This window comes from Rhodanobacter sp. OK091 (assembly GCF_900142825.1).
Lineage (GTDB): Bacteria > Pseudomonadota > Gammaproteobacteria > Xanthomonadales > Rhodanobacteraceae > Rhodanobacter.
Genome location: NZ_FRCH01000002.1, coordinates 437281 through 453158, shown reverse-complemented (window position 1 = coordinate 453158; position 15878 = coordinate 437281). Strand labels below are relative to the sequence as shown.

The following is a 15878-nucleotide window of genomic DNA, read 5'->3' as shown; positions in this document are numbered from 1 at the left end:
GCCCACTGCAGAAGAACCATGTCCGCCATCACCCAACCACATGAAGAACCTCTGCAGCAGCGTCTGGAAGCCGCGATGGCCCAGGTCAATCGCGTGCTGCTGGGCAAGCCGCGCCAGGTAAAACTCGCGTTCACCTGCCTGATCGCCGGCGGGCATCTGCTGCTGGAGGACGTTCCAGGGGTGGGCAAGACCACACTGGCGCACGCGCTGGCGGCCACTTTCGCACTGGAGTTCCAGCGCGTGCAGTTCACCAGCGACCTGCTGCCGTCGGACATCATCGGCGTCAGCGTGTACGAGCGCGAGACCGGCCAGTTCCGCTTCCATCCCGGGCCGATCTTCACCGGCCTGCTGCTGGCCGACGAGATCAACCGCGCCAGTCCGAAAACACAAAGCGCGCTGCTGGAAGCAATGGCCGAGGATCAGGTCACCATCGATGGCCAGACGCACGCGCTGGCGCAACCGTTCTTCGTCGTCGCCACGCAGAATCCGCTGGACCTCAACGGCACCTTCCCGCTACCCGATTCGCAGCTCGACCGCTTCATGCTGCGGCTGTCGCTGGACTACCCGGATGCCACCGCCGAACGCGCCCTGCTTACCGGCACCGATCGCCGCGACCTGTTGGCGCAACTGAATCCTCAACTCGATGGCAGTGCATTGATCGCGTTGCACCGGCGGGCACAGGCGCTCACCGCCAGCGCGGCCCTGCTCGATTATCTGCAGGCCTTGCTCGCCGCCAGCCGCCGCCATCCCGACATCCGCGTGGGCTTGTCGCCGCGTGCCGGCCTGGCCCTGCTGGGCGCGGCGCGCGCCTGGGCGCTGCTGTCCGGCCGCAACCATGTGTTGCCGGAAGACATCCAGGCGCTGTTCGTGCCGTTGGCTGCGCACCGCCTGCTGCCGGCGCGCGGCGCCAACGGCGATACGCTGGCGCGACAGCTGCTAGCCGAGGTAGCGGTGGATTGATGCGAGACCCCTTGCAGCGCTTCCAGCGATGGGCCGAACAACGGCTGCCGGCACTTACCCGGTTTCGCCGCCCCGAGAGCCTGCCGATCGAATTGCATCGGCGGCGCATCTACATCGTGCCCAGCGGTTTCGGCATCGGCTTCTCGATATTGCTGCTCGTGATGCTGGTCGGCGCGCTGAACTACGCCAACAACGCCGCGTTGCTGCTCACCTGCCTGCTTGGCGCAGCCAGCGCGGCCAGCATGCTGGTGGCATTTCGCAGTCTGGACGGTTTGCGCCTGAGCCACATCCGCGCCGGTCATGCCATCGCCGGCCAAGCCATCGAACTCACCCTGGCCTTCGACTCCAGCCGCCAGCGCAATGCCATCCGCCTCGACCTGAGCGGCGACACCGTCGCCTTCGCAATCGACGCCAACACCACCGCCCAGGTAAAGCTCACCTTGCCCACCGTGCAACGCGGCTGGCAACCGCTGCCGCGGTTGCGCCTGTGGAGTACCTGGCCGCTGGGCCTGTTTCGGGTGTGGAGCTGGCTGTATCCCGATCAATCGGTACTGGTGTGGCCGCGACCGGAAGTGGCCGGACCCTCGCCGCACGCGCCTGCCGATGATGCGCGCCACATGCGCCTGCATCGCGGCGACGAGCTGGCTGCACTGCGCGACTATCGGGCGGGCGATCCGCAACGGCACATCGCCTGGAAGGCCAGTGCCCGTCACGACCATCTGCTGGTGAAGGATTTCGAGCAGCCGCAGAGCCGTCCGCAATGGCAGTTGGATTGGCGCCAACTGAGTGCGCTGGACAACGAGGCACGCATTGCCCGCCTCGCGCGCTGGTTGAACGAAGCGCAAGCCCAACGTTGCAGTTACAGCCTGTGGTTGCCCGGCAACGAAATCGCCAGCAACAGCGGCCCGCTGCATTACGCGCGCTGCATGAGCGCGCTGGCGCAGTTGCCATGACGTCGCCTACGCCGCGCAGGAAAGCGGTCGAGCCACCGATCGACTCGCGTGCATTCGATCTGCTCAGCCTCACCATGGCCCTGGTATTGGGGTTGCACGCGCCGCATCTGCCCTGGTGGCTCAGCATGGCGCTGGCGCTGACGCTTGGCGGCCGCTGGTGGCAGCGGCGTCAGCGAGCCGGTCGCGTACCGCGCTGGCTCAAGCTGCCGCTGCTGGCCTTGCTGACGCTGGCGGTGATCGTCGAATACGGCAACATCTTCGGCCGTGAGCCGGGTAGCGCGCTGGCCGTCGGTCTGCTGATCCTGAAACTGCTGGAAACCGAGACCGCCCGTGACGCCCGCGTCGGCACCAGCTTCGCCTGCTTCGGGTTGATGACGGCGCTGTTGTTCGATCAGGGGCTGGTCGCCACCGTCGTGGTCGCGCTCGGCCTGCTGCCGGCACTGGCCACTTTGCGCTCACTGGAACCGGGACAAGCCCCCACCAGCCTGGCGCGCGGCTTGTTGCCCGGGCTGGCCTTGTCGGCGGCGGCGTTGCCGTTGGCACTGGCTGCGTTCCTGCTGGTGCCGCGGCTTAGCTCGCCGTTGTGGGGCGCGCCTTCGCCGGGACCCGCGCGCACCGGTCTCAGCGACAACATGTCGCCCGGCAACTTCACCGACCTGCTCACCGACGACCATCCGGCCATGCGGGTCAGTTTCGAAGGCGCACCGCCACCGCCAGACCTGCGTTACTTCCGTGCCTATGTGATGTGGAATTTCGACGGCCGCAGCTGGCGTTATCTCGATGCCCGGTACACCGGGCCACGGGAGCCGGCAACGCTCGAAGCCGACCGCTCGATCCACTACCAGATCAGCCTGCAACCTACCCATCAGCGCGTGCTCCCCACCTTGGACGTGCCGCTGCAGGCACCGGCGCAGGCCAGCCTGCAGGCTGACCGTGAAGTGCTGGTCGACAAGCCGGTGAATGATGAAGTCAGCTATTCCGCACGCTCCGCATTGCGTTACCGGCTGCAATCCACCCTGGACGACCGTTCGCGCCGTCTCGGCCTGCGCCTGCCTGCGGGTTTCAATCCGCGCACGCAGGCGCTGGCCACGCAATGGCGGCAGCGCTACGGCAGCGACGATGCCGCGATCGTGCAAGCCGCGCTGACCTTGTTTCACGATGGCGGCTTCCGCTACACCTTGGCACCGGCACCGCTGGGGCGCGATTCGGTGGACGACTTCCTGTTCGACACCCGCGAGGGTTTCTGCGAGCACTATTCGTCGGCGTTCACCGTGCTGATGCGCGCTGCCGGGATCCCGGCGCGGGTGGTCACCGGCTATCAGGGCGGCTACTGGAACAAGCTCGGCGAGTACCTGCTGGTTCGTTACTCCGATGCGCATGCGTGGAGCGAAGTGTGGCTGGCCGGCCGTGGCTGGGTCCGGATCGATCCCACGGGAGCGGTACGGCCGGAGCGGGTCTCGCTGGGAGCCGCCGCCGCCGCGGGCGATCAATTGTCCTGGTATCGCAACGACTGGCTGCAAGGTCTGCGCAATCACTGGGACATCGTCAACCGCTGGTGGGACCAAGGCGTTATCGGTTTTGACGCCTTGCGTCAGCGTGGCCTGCTGACGCCGTTTGGCATCCGCGATACCGATACCGCGACGTTGGGCATATTGCTGGCGGTCAGCAGTGTGCTGTTCATTGCGATCGGGCTGGCGTGGGCTTTGTTGCGGCGACGGCCACGCGATCCTTTGCGTGACGCGCTGCGCGAGTTGGAACGAAAACTTGCACGCATGGGTGTCGTTCGCGGGCTCGCCGAAGGCCCACAGCACTATCTGAGTCGGGCCGCGCGTGCGCTGCCCGGCCAACGCGACGAGCTTGCGAGGTTGATGAGCTGTTACCTGGAATTGCGTTACGCCCATGACGAACCACCGCCTGAATCATTGCGCATGTTTCAACGCACCGTGCAGGATTTTCGGGTCGTCAACGTGGTCAAATAAGAGCAGACGCGACGGCGCATGCCGTAGCCCAAGACGGAGATATCCCATGTCCCTGTACCGCCCCCTCACCCTCGCTGCGGCCCTCGCCTTGCTGGCTGGTTGCGCGACGATCCCCAAACCGCTGGAAGGCACCTATACCGATGTCTCCACTACCAGCGCCCAGCAAGGCGGCGCCGGCGGCACCCGCGTACGCTGGGGTGGCGAGATCATCAAGACCGAGCCGGGTCCGCAACAGACCTGTTTCTATCTGCTGTCGCGTCCGCTGGACAGTCAGGCGCGTCCGCAAGCCGGCAACGCCGGCGAAAACCAGGGTCGCTTTGTTGCCTGCCGCGACGGCTTCTACGACCCGGAAGTCTTCGTCCGAGGACGCGAGCTGACCGTAACCGGCACGCTGCACGGCACCGTGTCGCAGAAGGTCGGCGAGTTCGACTACGCCTACCCGCGCGTGGAAGCCGACGTGGTCTACCTGTGGCCGAAACGTCCGATCGTCGTGGATTACCCGCCCGGCTTCTACGACCCGTTCTGGGGCCCTGGCTTCGGCCCGTACTGGGGCGGTCCATGGGGCCCCGGATATTGGGGAGGCCCGCGACGGGTAATCATCGTGCGGCCGCCACCACCGGCGCCGAAGTAATATCCGTACAAAAAAACGCCGGCATCACGCCGGCGTTTTTTTGTACGGGATGGCGTATTCAGCCCGGCGGCCAATGCATGCGCCGGCCGGCCAGCAGATGCACGTGCAGATGAAATACCGTCTGTCCGCCATTCTCGTTGCAGTTGATCACCGTGCGATAACCCTGCTCGGCAAAACCTTCCTGCTTCGCGTAATCCGCGGTGGCCAGCAGCAGATGGCCAAGTAATTCCGCGTCACCCGCGGTCGCTTCGTTGAGTGTTGCCAGCGATCGCTTAGGTACGAACAGCACATGCACCGGTGCCTGCGGATTCAGATCGCGAAACGCCAGTACCTCGTCGTTCTCGTAGACGATGTCTGCCGGAATCTCGCGGCGGATGACCTTGCTGAAAATGGTATCGCTCATCGCCTGTTTCCTCTGCTGTTTCAATCAAGCAACCGGTCAATCAAGCAACTGGCGGCTGCCGAACGCATGCGCCAGAGTGCTGCGGTCGACGTACTCCAGTTCGCCACCAAGCGGCACACCATGCGCCAAGCGGGTCGGCCGCACGCCGCCGGCACGGGCCAGCTGGGCCAGATAATGCGCGGTCGCTTCGCCTTCCACCGTGGGATTGGTGGCGATGATCATTTCCTCGATCTCGCCTTCGCCCAGACGCTGGGTCAGCTGTGCCAGCCCCAGTTCTTCCGGCCCCAGCCCATCCAGCGGCGACAGCCGCCCCATCAGCACGAAATACTGGCCACGATAGCCGGTGGCTTGCTCGATCGCCGCCAGATCGGTCGGCGATTCGACTACGCACAACACCTGGCGATCGCGGCTGCTGCTGGCACACAACGAGCACAACGGCTCTTCGCTGAAATTGCGGCACTGGCTGCAATGGCCGATGCGCTGCATCGCCTGTTCCAGTGCGGCAGCCAGTTTCAGGCCACGCTCCCGCTCACGCTCCAGCAAATGGAAGGCCATTCGCTGCGCACTCTTGCCGCCCACGCCGGGCAGGCAGCGCAGGGCTTCGATCAGTTCGGCGAGAAGGGGGGAGCCGGATGACATGGATGATCCGAATAGGGAGTGAAGAGGAGTGAGGAGTGAGAGAAAAGCGGGGAGCGATAAGCTGATGCCCTCTCTCACTCTTCTTCACTCACTCCTGCTTTCAGAACGGCATCTTGAAACCGGCCGGAAGATTCAGCCCGGCGGTAACGCCGCCGAGCTTGTTCTTGCTGAGCTCGGCCACCTTGTTCACTGCATCGTTGACCGCGGCGGCGACCAGATCCTCGGCCATTTCCGGATCGTCGGCGAATGTCTGCCGGTCGATCTGCACGCGGCGCACTTCATGCGCGCCGGTCATCACCACACTGACCAGGCCACCGCCAGCACTGCCGGTGACTTCCAGCTTGGCGATTTCTTCCTGCGCACGCTTCATGTCTTCCTGCATGCGCTGAGCCTGCTGCATCAGCTGACCAATCTGTCCTCTCATCACACTGCTCCGGATTCGTTGTCAAAGGGTTTGACGGATTGCGGCACGACGCGGGCGCCGAACTCGCGCTTCATCGATTGAACCACCGGATCGTCGGCTATCGATTGCTCGGCTGCAGCCTGTGCCGAGTCACGCACCTGCGCCGCACGCGCCGCCGGGGTTTCCGCCGCCGCGTCACTCTGACTGTGATTGACGAAGCGCAGGCGAATGCGCTCGCCTAGCGCCTGCCCGATCCGTTCTTCCATCTGGCTGACCATCGGCTCCACCGCCAGGCTCATGTGAGCCGGCTGCAACGCGAGCACCAGGGTTTGTCCGTCGCGCTCGCGCAATACCGCGTTCTGCGCCAGCAGGCCGAACGGGCCGCGCAGACCGGCACGCTCGATCAAGCTTTCCCAGTTCGGCAGACCACTGGCATCCCGCGCCACCGGTGCTGCGGCGATCGCGGGACTTGATGCCGGTTCCGCACGCACTGGCGGCGCCGGATCGTGTCGGCGTTCTGTCGCAACAGCCGGGCGTGCCGTTGCGGCAGCGGCCTGTCGCGGTGAGGGTGGTGCCGGCACAGGGCTGCCCGCAGCCGGACGGTCCGCACGAGCGCTTGGTGCGCCATCGCCGGGCCGGAATGCCAGCATCCGCAGCAACGCCATCTCGAAGCCGGTGCGCGCATCCGGGGCCAGTGCCAGGTCGCGGCGGCCGGACGTGGCGATCTGGTAATACAGCTGCACGTCCTCCGGCGTCATCCGTTCGGCCAGGGTAGCCAGCGCGTTGTCGTCGTCACCGTCTTCGTCCGGCCGATAACCGGGAATCAGCTGGATCAGTTGCAATCGATGCAGCACGCTGGCGATATCGTCCAGCACGCCGCCGAAGTCCGGCGAGTACGAGGCGATCTGCGTGCATTCGGTCAGCAGGCGTTCGCCATCGCCGGAAGCCAGCGCATCGAGCACACCCAGCACCTGTCCGCGCGCCACGCTGCCAAGCATGGTGCGCACATCGTCTGCATGCAGCGCACCGCCACCGTAGGCAATCGCCTGGTCGAGCAGCGACAGGCCGTCACGCAGGGAGCCGTCCGCCGCACGGGCCAGCTCGCCGATCGCGCTGTCTTCGTAGGCAATGTTCTCGGCACCGAGAATGTGCCGCATCTGGCCGGATATCTGTTCCGGCAGCAACCGCTTCAGGTTGAACTTCAGGCAGCGCGACAGCACCGTCACGGGCAGCTTCTGCGGGTCGGTGGTGGCCAGCAGGAACTTTACGTGCGGCGGCGGCTCTTCCAGCGTCTTCAGCAACGCATTGAATGCGTTCTTCGACAGCATGTGCACCTCATCGACCAGGTACACCTTGAAGCGGCCGCGCGACGGTGCGTATTGCGCGTTCTCGATCACTTCGCGCACGTCGTCCACGCCGGTGTTGCTGGCCGCATCGATTTCCAGCAAGTCGACAAAGCGGCCTTCATCCACCGCCGTGCACACCGCGCACTCGCCGCAAGGGTCAGCCGATTGCCCACGCTCGCAATTCAGCGACTTGGCGAAGATGCGCGCGATCGTGGTCTTGCCGACGCCGCGGGTGCCGGTGAACAAGTAGGCATGATGCATGCGCCCGGTATCGAGCGCATTGGTGAGCGCGCGCACGACATGCTCCTGCCCGACCAGCTCGGCGAACTTGCGTGGGCGCCACTTGCGGGCGAGTACCTGATAGGACATGACTGACTACCTTGGGGCGAAGGTCGATTGTGCCAAGTCGCGGCAGGCAAGTCAGTAAAGCACGCCCCGAAAAGGCGGCGGCCCCGCCAGCCACACCCCGGCACCCGAATCATTCGCTACCGTTGCTTCCTTCCGGACCTGGCGGAGTTTGCGAACTATCGTCGCGGGGGGACCGACGGGGCCACCATAGACGTCGAGCGATGCTGACCGCAGTCGCTTGCTGATTTTTCACCGCGCCAGCCGAGACTGTCGCGTTGTTCAGAAATTGGCGGAGAGAGCGGGATTCGAACCCGCGATACGTTTTACCGTATACACACTTTCCAGGCGTGCTCCTTCAACCACTCGGACACCTCTCCACTTGTACCTGCAACTATGCGAACGACTTGAACGTGGGGGATTGTTCAGCTCATCCTGAGCTTCACCCCTCACTGCCGTTCGGGGCCAGCCTGCGGCTGTCCAAATTCGTTCCAGACGAATTTGTCGAACCCGCGATACGTTTTACCGTATACACACTTTCCAGGCGTGCTCCTTCAACCACTCGGACACCTCTCCGCATGGGTGAAACCGCCTTTGCCGGACAAGTGACACCCGGCAAAGAAGCGGAAGGATAACTGCAGGCCCCGATACAGGCAAGCAAATGGATACGCGGTTCAGCCTGCGTCAGCCCGTGGCTTGGCAGGAACGGGTAACGCGATGCGCTCGTTTGCGCTGGCGATGCGGTAGCCGCGCGCGGCCAGCGCGGCGCCGTCAGCCGCGCTGCCATAGTGGTACAGCAGCAATCGCGAACGCAGCGCGTCGGGATATTCACGCTCGATGTCGTCGATGCCGGTATGCGACGGGTTGCCGACCAGGCTGCAATCGTGCGCGATCACTTCGCTGCCGCCGGCGTAACGGGCAAGTGTCTCGGGGATCGGGCGGGTGTCGCCGGTGTAGACAAAGCTGGCGTCCAGCGCGAGGCCGTAGGACGTGCCCGGCACATGATGCCGCGTGGCGAACACGTCGAACCACAGGCCGTCGAGCCAGAAACCGCGCGTGCATGGCAACAACCGGAATGCTTCCCAGAAATTCACGCCGCCTTCGGCCAGCGCGCCAGGATAGTCGGCCGCCCTCGCCTGCAGCCACGGCAGCAAACCGGCATGCACGAACACTTTGGTGCTGCCGCGCAGGCGCTGGTCGAACCACAGCCTGATGAACAGCTGCTCCAGCCCGGCCACGTGGTCCATGTGCGTATGCGTGATGAACAGCGCGCGCGGCAATGTGCCGTACGCGGCCACGTAACGATCCAGCGTGTCCGGCCCGCAATCGATCAACAGCAGGGGTTCGTCGCCACGCTCGATTACCACGGCGGAAGAACCGAGCTCCACCGCATGCGCGGCGCCTACGCCGAGAAAGTGCAGATGCCAGTTCATGCGTCCAAGGTCCGCTGGTAACGATAAAGCAGGGGCTGCCAGATGGTTTCCTCGAATGCCGTCTCGCCCCGGCTGGCAGCGCCGAGCTTGCACAATGAGCGGCGCAAGCGCCGCAGATTGGCCTGCTGCCACCCGGTTGCCGGCGTGCGCACGCGACCGCGATCGAAGTCGATCAGATACAACTCGTCCGACGCCACCAGCACGTTGTGCGCATTCAGGTCCGCATGCCAGACACCGGCACGATGAAAGCGCGCGACCAATGCACCGACCTCCTCCGCCAGCTCGCCGTCCAGGCGCTCTGCAGCGAGACATTCAGCCAACGTCTGCGCGTCGGCAATACGCCGTGTGATCAGGTCGGCGCTATAGACCATGCCGCGTCGGCAATAGCGTGCAGCCACCACCGCAGGCCCCGGCAGGCCAAGCCGGGTGATCTCGGCCAGCAGACGGAATTCCTTGAAGGGACGGGTCCGATCCGCACCGGTCCACAAGTAGCGGTCGCCCATCAAGGCCGCGACCAGGCCGCCGCGACGATAGTGCCGCAACACGCATTCGCCCACCGGCGCCGCAACGATAGCCACGCCGCCGCGACCACCGGCCTGAGTACGCAGCGCGCCCTGCGCGCGCCAGTAATCCGGCGCAAACCAGCCGTGCCCGACTTGTGGCGACACCGCCGCGTCGAACAGAATCGCGCCTTCGGCATCCTTGTAGGTTCGTTCCTGCATCATCATGCCCGGTGACTGTCCTCGATTCTAACCCAGACCCCATGACCCCGAACCCGATGACTGCCGCCACCTCGATCTGCCTGCTGCGCACCTCCGCCATCGGCGACGTCACCCACGTGGTGCCGCTGGTGCGTACGCTGCAGCAGGCGTGGCCGCACGTCGCGCTGACGTGGATCGTGGGCAAGCTGGAGCGCAAGCTGGTCGGCGACCTGCCCGGCGTGGAGTTCGTCACGTTCGACAAGACAGCGGGATGGGCCGGCATGCGCGCCGTGCATGCGGCGCTGCGCGGGCAACGCTTCGATGCGTTGTTGCAGATGCAGGTGGCCATGCGTTCCAACCTGCTGAGCCTGGGTATCAAGGCCGACCGACGGATCGGCTACGACCGCGCACGAGCAAAGGATCTGCACGGCCTGGTCATCAACGAGCGCATTCCGGCGCGCAGCGGCGAGCACGTGCTGGATGCGATCGGCAGCTTCTGCGAACCGCTGGGACTGAAGCAGACGCAGGTGCACTGGAACATTCCGATTCCCGAGGAAGCACGCATCTGGGCCACCCAGCAACTGCCTGGCGACGTGCCGACACTGCTCGTCAGCCCCACCTCCAGCCACGCGCTGCGCAACTGGCGGCCGGAGCGCTACGCGGCCGTGATGGATCACGTTGCCGCACGAGGCTGGCGGGTGGTGCTGATCGGCGGCCCTTCCGCGGGCGAGCGCACGATGGCCGATGCCGTGCTGGCGGCCGGCCGGCACAAACCGCTCGACCTTACCGGCAAGGACACATTGAAGAAATTGATGGCCTTGTTCGGTCGTGCGCAACTGCTGCTGACACCCGATTCGGGCCCGATGCACATGGCCAATACAGTCGGCACCAAGGTGCTGGGCCTGCACGCGGCCAGCAATCCGGATCGCTCCGGCCCCTACTCCGATCGGCGCTGGTGCGTGAACAAGTACGACGAGGCGGCACGCAAGTATCTGGGCAAGCCGGCCAGCGAAATTCCCTGGGGCAGCAAGATCGAGAAGCCCGGCGTGATGGACTTGATCGATGTCAACGAAGTGATCGAGCGCTACGAAGCCGCAGCGCGCGACATGAAACTGTTGTAGAGAATTACACCGCCCGGTAATCCTGATACGACTTTTCCTCGACCAGCTGCGAGCCGAGCTTGAGGTTGATTTCGCGCTTGAACGCCGCACGCTCGTCGTTGCGAAAATATACCGCGCGCGCCAGCTCGATGAACTCCTGGTCGAACGCCTGCGCACGTTCTTTCAGACGGATCTTGTCCTCGATATCCCACAGCAATTCGTTCACCGCCAGCAGACGCGCTCGCTCGTCGGCGATGTCGGTGTGCGACGCCGCATCGTTGGCCCAGGTCGCGTTGAGCAGGTCCAGCTCGTTGCGCACATTGGCCAGCTTGGCCTCGTCACCGATGCGTCGCGACTTGATCTCAAGGATAGTGATCTTGTCGATCAGCTCGCCGTAGGAAACCGGGGTCTGGATCAGGCTCATGAACTTGTTTCCTTCAGGAATGATGGTCAGGCAGCGGAGCGAAAGGCGCCCTGCTGCACCAGAGCGCAGATCGTGCGCACATCGCCGTCCATCGCGCGGTCGCGATGCATGAAGGCGATGTGCCGGCGCAGTACCGCATGGGCATCGCGCACGCTGGTACCGGCATGGAAATCGCCTGCACCGGCCAACGCCGCTGTCAGTTGCTGCACTTCGGCGACGAACTGCGCGTAATGCGGCTGATCCGCGCGCGGCGCATTGCTGATCTTGGCGGCCAGCGCCCGCCAGCCGCCGCGACTGGCCAGCCGGCGCGCGGCGTTCAACATCGTCTGGCGATAATCCAGCGCTTGTGCCGCGGTATACAGCTCCAGCGCCAGCACGTGACTGAGATCCTCGGTCATTTCCAGCACGTGGCGCGCCTCGTTCGCCCCCATCGATACGTGATCTTCCGCATTCGCGCTGGTCGGCACCGAATACACGCTGGCCGGATGCGCGCGCGTGGCCAGGTCGTTGACCAGGGCCGCGGCGGTGTACTGCACGATCATGAAGCCGGAGTCGGTGCCGTCCTCGTTGCCGGTGAGGAACGCCGGCAAACCGTCATTCGTCGCCGGATCGACCAGCTTGTTGAGACGACGCTCGGAGATCGAGGCCAGTACCGGGATCGCCGCCTTTACGTAGCTCATCGCCAGCGCCAGCGGCATGCCGTGGAAATGACCGGCCGAGATCACCTGCTCCTCGATGAACTGCGCGTCGTCGTTGTCCGGGAAGATCAGCGGATTGTCGGTGACCGCGTTCAGTTCGATGTCGAACACCCGGCACGCCTGCGCCCAGGCATCGCGCACCGCGCCATGTACCTGCGGCATGCAGCGCAGGCTGTAGGCGTCCTGCGGCTGATGTTTCTTGCCACCCTTGAATGGCAGGAAGCGACTGTAGAACGCCTCGCGGCCATGCCGCTGGTTGGCCGGCACCCAGTCCCAGCCGATGTCGAAGCTGAGCGCCTGATCGTCCGGCTCGCTCCACGCCTCGGCACTCCACGCCTTGAAGCGCGGCACCAGGTGGTAGGGGATGTCGATCAAGGTGGATTCGGCCAGCAACTCGCGCACGTGCGCCGCGGTTTCGACCTGGCCCGGGTGCGGACGCAGCGCATGCACATCCGGCCGCAGCGCGCCGCTGCGGCCGGCGAACGCGTCCAGCGTCATCGACGCCGCCAGGTCGGCGGTATCCAGCAACTGCTCCAATGTATCCAGCGCCAGTACGCCCGTCGCCAGCATCTGTGCGGTGCCGTTGTTGAGCGCCAGGCCTTCCTTGAACGACAGCCGGATCGGCGCGAGACCCGCGCGTTTCAGCGCTTCCGCACCCGACAGCCGTTCGCCCTGGTAGAACGCTTCGCCGCCGCCGAGCAGCACGATCGCCAGATGCGACAGCGGTGCGAGATCGCCGCTGGCTCCGACCGACCCTTTCTCCGGCACCACCGGAACCACGCCGACGTTGAGCATCGCGGTCAATGCTTCGAGCGTGCTCACGCGAATACCGGAATGACCGCGCATCAGCGTATTGATGCGGATCAGCAGCATCGCCCGCACCACGTCCTCGCCGAACGGCTTACCCACGCACACGGCGTGGGTGATGATCAGGTTGTGCTGCAATTCTTCCAGCAGCGTGCCTTCGGGATTGTGGGGATTTCCTCCCGGCAATTCGTCGCGCAGACGATGCGCGCCCAGCAGCTTGTCGGCATTGCTGCCGAAGCCGGTGGTGACGCCATAGGTGGGCTCGCCGCAGCTGACCTTCTCGGCCAAGAAGTCGGCGGCACGCTGCACGCGCTTGAGCCCTGCAGGGTCCAGTGAAACTTTGTTGCCGTTGCGTGCCACCGCCACCAGCTGGGCGCGGGTGAGGCTATTGCCGTCGAGAACGATGGTGCCGAATTTGCTCACTGCTGCCTCACTGAAGAATGTCGTCTAGTCCCTGATCGCCGAGCCGCAGGCTTTCAGCCCATCGCCGCGGCCTGCTCCAACTCCACCCGCAAGGTCTTGATCAGTTCGCTGCGCGCCACCTCGAACTGGTCCTCGCGGCGCAAGTCCTTCACCGTCACCACGCCCTTGGCGATCTCGTCCTCGCCCAGCACGATCACGAAGCGGATGCCCGCACGGTCGGCATATTTGAACTGCTTGCCGAGCTTGCTGCCTTCCAGTACCACCTCGGTGGCGATGCCGGCGCCGCGCAACTCGCCGGCCAGCGCGAGATAAGCCGGCAGCTGCGCCGCGTCCATCTGGGTGACCAGCACATCGACGGTACTGGTCGCGGTGCTGATCAGACCGGCGTCGCGCAGCTGCCAGTAGAGGCGCGTGAGCCCGATCGAGATGCCGACGCCAGGCAGCTGCGACCTGGTGTATTGGCTGGCCAGGTTTTCGTAGCGTCCGCCCGAGCAGATCGAGCCGATCTGCGGGTGATCGTTCAAGGTCGTTTCGTAGACCGTGCCGGTGTAGTAATCGAGACCGCGTGCGATCGACAGGTTCAGCGCGACATGCGTCTCCGGCACGCCGAATGCGTGGATCAGGTCCAGCACTTCCTTCAGTTCCGCACGTCCCTGCTCCATCGCCGCCGGGCCGGCGCCCAGCGCATCGAGCTTGGCGTGGGCATCCTGCAGCGACGTCGAGCGCACCTGCACGAAGGCGAGGATCTTCTGCGCCACTTCGGCGCTCAGGCCGAACGTCTCGCCGGTGAGCGTGTCACGCACATAATCGGCGCCGCGCTTGTCCAGCTTGTCCACTTCGCGCAGCACCAGCATCTGCTGCTCGCCGTCGACAATGCCCAGGCTCTCGAAATAACCGCGCATCAGCTTGCGGTTGTTGAGGTGGATGGTGAAGGCGCCGATGTTGAGTTCGCGGAACACGCTGTAGATCACCGCCGGAATCTCCGCGTCGTAACGTACCGACAGCCCGTCCTTGCCGATCACGTCGATGTCGCACTGGTAGAACTCGCGGAAACGGCCGCGCTGCGCTCGCTCGCCGCGATACACCCGCTGCATCTGGTAGCGGCGGAACGGAAAGCTCAGTTCGCGCTCATGCTCAGCAACGTAGCGCGCCAGCGGTACGGTGAGATCGAAGCGCAGCGCCAGCTCGGGCATGCCCTCGTCGATCTTGCCGGCATTCAGCGCGCCGGTGGACTGCACGAAATACACCTGCCGTTCGGTCTCGCCGCCGGTCTTGGTCAGCAGCACGTCGGAGTATTCGATCACCGGCGTCTCGATCGGCAGGAAGCCGAAACGCTCGTAGTTGCGACGGATCACGTCGAGCATGCGCTGGAACGCGATCTGGTCGAGCGGCAGCAGCTCGAGCACGCCTGGCATGGTGCGGGCCGGGGTAAGCGCCATGAAATCCTCTACTGACGATGGGGAACATTCCGTCCGACGGTTGACCGCGCGACGGCAGCCGTCAAGATTAGCAGAATGCCATGCACCCTCTGCAGTCGTGCCGGCAACGCAATCCATCGAACCTGTTGCCAAGCCCCCGCGCGACGATTAAGATACGCGGCTTCCCACGGGGTGTAGCTCAGCCTGGTAGAGCGCTACGTTCGGGACGTAGAAGTCGCAGGTTCGAATCCTGTCTCCCCGACCAAAAATTCGATGGAAAGCCGGCTTTACGCCGGCTTTTTTATGCCTGCAAAACCGACAATTGCTTTTGTAGTAGCGGATTCGACCGCGACAGAGGCGAAAAGCCTTGCCCGCCAGCGGGCTCCTACAGTGCCGCGCGGCTTTCCAGCGCCAGCGCCGCGAGCCGATCGAGTTCTTCCTCGACGAAACCCGCTTCCAGCCTGGCCGGGCGATTGAACGGACCGCGCAAGCTGACACCCATGTATTCACGCAGCAGCGCGAAGAAGGTGTCGACCGGTTGAAGTCCGTCGCGCTCACAGCAATCCAGATACCAGCGGGTACCGGCAGCGACGTGGGCGACCTCCTCGCGCAGGATCACTTCGAGGATCGCCACTGTCTCGGTGTCGCCCAGATGGCGCAGACGCTCGATCATGCCGGGGGTCACGTCCAGCCCGCGCGCTTCCAGCACGCGCGGCACCAGCGCCATGCGTGCGGTGTCGTGGTGTGCGGTTTTCTCGGCCATCGCCCACAGGCCATCGTGCGCATCGAAGTCGCCGTAGGCGTGGCCGAGCTCGGCCAGCCGCCTCTGCAGCATCGCGAAGTGGCGCGCCTCATCGTTGGCGCAGCTGGCCCAGTCGTGGTAATACGCCTGCGGTTTGCCGCGATAGCGATATACCGCGTCCCAGGCCAGATTGATCGCGTTGAATTCGATATGCGCCACGGCGTGCACCAGGGCGGCACGCCCTTCGGCGCTGCCGAGCCCGCGTTGCGGCACCTGACGTGCGTTGACCAGTTTTGGTCTGCCGGGGCGCCCGGGTGCAGCAATCGGGTCGGGCAGCGGCGATGCAGGGTCCGGATGCAATTCGCCAGCCTGAAATGCCTGCCAGGTCGCATGCGTCAGGCGCAGCTTCTCGGCAGGATCGATAGCGTCCAGGCAGCGCTTGGCGGCGGCGTGAAGATCAGTCATGGCGTTTC

General features: G+C 64.9%; 15 protein-coding genes, 2 tRNA genes and 1 other RNA gene. 6 read left to right on the top strand and 12 right to left on the bottom strand.

Annotated elements, in window-relative coordinates; translation table 11 throughout:
• Positions 1-18: 18 nt before the first annotated feature.
• The 4 genes from BUA26_RS11605 to BUA26_RS11590 are packed head-to-tail and all read left to right on the top strand — an operon-like array spanning position 19 to position 4523.
• Positions 19-960: an AAA family ATPase gene (locus BUA26_RS11605; protein WP_072760883.1), complete on the top strand. Its 942-nt coding sequence runs from the start codon at positions 19-21 to the stop codon at positions 958-960.
• Positions 960-1913 carry a DUF58 domain-containing protein gene (locus BUA26_RS11600; RefSeq protein WP_072760881.1) on the top strand — a complete coding sequence of 318 codons (954 nt, stop codon included), beginning with the start codon at positions 960-962 and terminating at the stop codon, positions 1911-1913. Before BUA26_RS11605 ends, BUA26_RS11600 begins: the two co-directional genes overlap by 1 nt.
• Complete coding sequence (locus tag BUA26_RS11595; protein ID WP_072760879.1) at positions 1910-3892, top strand: transglutaminase TgpA family protein; 1983 nt, start codon at positions 1910-1912, stop codon at positions 3890-3892. The genes BUA26_RS11600 and BUA26_RS11595 overlap by 4 nt, the downstream gene beginning before the upstream one ends.
• Positions 3893-3938: 46 nt before the next feature.
• Positions 3939-4523 (top strand): Slp family lipoprotein, encoded by a 585-nt coding sequence (locus BUA26_RS11590; protein WP_072760877.1) that lies wholly within the window; start codon positions 3939-3941, stop codon positions 4521-4523.
• A gap of 58 nt (positions 4524-4581) precedes the next feature.
• Here BUA26_RS11590 and BUA26_RS11585 read toward each other — a convergent pair whose 3' ends face one another.
• From BUA26_RS11585 to BUA26_RS11550, 8 genes are all read right to left on the bottom strand, one after another.
• Complete coding sequence (locus tag BUA26_RS11585) at positions 4582-4926, bottom strand: histidine triad nucleotide-binding protein (RefSeq protein ID WP_072760875.1); 345 nt, start codon at positions 4924-4926, stop codon at positions 4582-4584.
• A 36-nt stretch (positions 4927-4962) separates the two neighbouring features.
• Positions 4963-5565 (bottom strand): recombination mediator RecR, encoded by a 603-nt coding sequence (recR, locus tag BUA26_RS11580; protein WP_072760873.1) that lies wholly within the window; start codon positions 5563-5565, stop codon positions 4963-4965.
• Positions 5566-5665: 100 nt separating this feature from the next.
• Entirely contained in the window at positions 5666-5989 is a 324-nt protein-coding gene (locus BUA26_RS11575; protein WP_072760871.1) for a YbaB/EbfC family nucleoid-associated protein, read from the bottom strand.
• Positions 5989-7683: a DNA polymerase III subunit gamma/tau gene (dnaX, locus tag BUA26_RS11570; protein WP_072760869.1), complete on the bottom strand. Its 1695-nt coding sequence runs from the start codon at positions 7681-7683 to the stop codon at positions 5989-5991. The genes BUA26_RS11575 and dnaX overlap by 1 nt, the downstream gene beginning before the upstream one ends.
• Positions 7684-7764: 81 nt before the next feature.
• Positions 7765-7861: signal recognition particle sRNA small type (ffs, locus tag BUA26_RS11565), an RNA gene on the bottom strand.
• Positions 7862-7949: 88 nt separating this feature from the next.
• Positions 7950-8039 (bottom strand) — tRNA-Ser (locus BUA26_RS11560).
• A 294-nt stretch (positions 8040-8333) separates the two neighbouring features.
• Entirely contained in the window at positions 8334-9092 is a 759-nt protein-coding gene (locus BUA26_RS11555; RefSeq protein ID WP_072760867.1) for an MBL fold metallo-hydrolase, read from the bottom strand.
• Positions 9089-9820, bottom strand: a complete 732-nt coding sequence (locus BUA26_RS11550) for a 3-deoxy-D-manno-octulosonic acid kinase (RefSeq protein ID WP_072760865.1) — start codon at positions 9818-9820, stop codon at positions 9089-9091. The genes BUA26_RS11555 and BUA26_RS11550 overlap by 4 nt, the downstream gene beginning before the upstream one ends.
• A 50-nt stretch (positions 9821-9870) precedes the next feature.
• On the opposite strand from BUA26_RS11550, the gene BUA26_RS11545 reads away from it, so the two are divergent.
• Complete coding sequence (locus tag BUA26_RS11545; protein ID WP_072761555.1) at positions 9871-10914, top strand: glycosyltransferase family 9 protein; 1044 nt, start codon at positions 9871-9873, stop codon at positions 10912-10914.
• A gap of 4 nt (positions 10915-10918) precedes the next feature.
• Here BUA26_RS11545 and BUA26_RS11540 read toward each other — a convergent pair whose 3' ends face one another.
• The 3 genes from BUA26_RS11540 to hisS are packed head-to-tail and all read right to left on the bottom strand — an operon-like array spanning position 10919 to position 14684.
• The gene (locus BUA26_RS11540; protein ID WP_072760863.1) at positions 10919-11317 is read right to left on the bottom strand and encodes a DUF6165 family protein; all 399 of its coding nucleotides are present in this window, start codon (positions 11315-11317) and stop codon (positions 10919-10921) included.
• 26 nt (positions 11318-11343) lie between these two features.
• Entirely contained in the window at positions 11344-13245 is a 1902-nt protein-coding gene (locus BUA26_RS11535) for an HAL/PAL/TAL family ammonia-lyase (RefSeq protein WP_072760861.1), read from the bottom strand.
• A gap of 53 nt (positions 13246-13298) precedes the next feature.
• The gene (gene hisS, locus BUA26_RS11530) at positions 13299-14684 is read right to left on the bottom strand and encodes a histidine--tRNA ligase (protein ID WP_072760859.1); all 1386 of its coding nucleotides are present in this window, start codon (positions 14682-14684) and stop codon (positions 13299-13301) included.
• A gap of 167 nt (positions 14685-14851) precedes the next feature.
• Here hisS and BUA26_RS11525 point away from each other — a divergent pair.
• Positions 14852-14928, top strand: a tRNA-Pro gene (locus BUA26_RS11525).
• Positions 14929-15048: 120 nt separating this feature from the next.
• Here BUA26_RS11525 and BUA26_RS11520 read toward each other — a convergent pair.
• Entirely contained in the window at positions 15049-15870 is an 822-nt protein-coding gene (locus BUA26_RS11520; RefSeq protein ID WP_072760857.1) for a ferritin-like domain-containing protein, read from the bottom strand.
• Between the last annotated feature and the right edge of the window lie 8 nt (positions 15871-15878).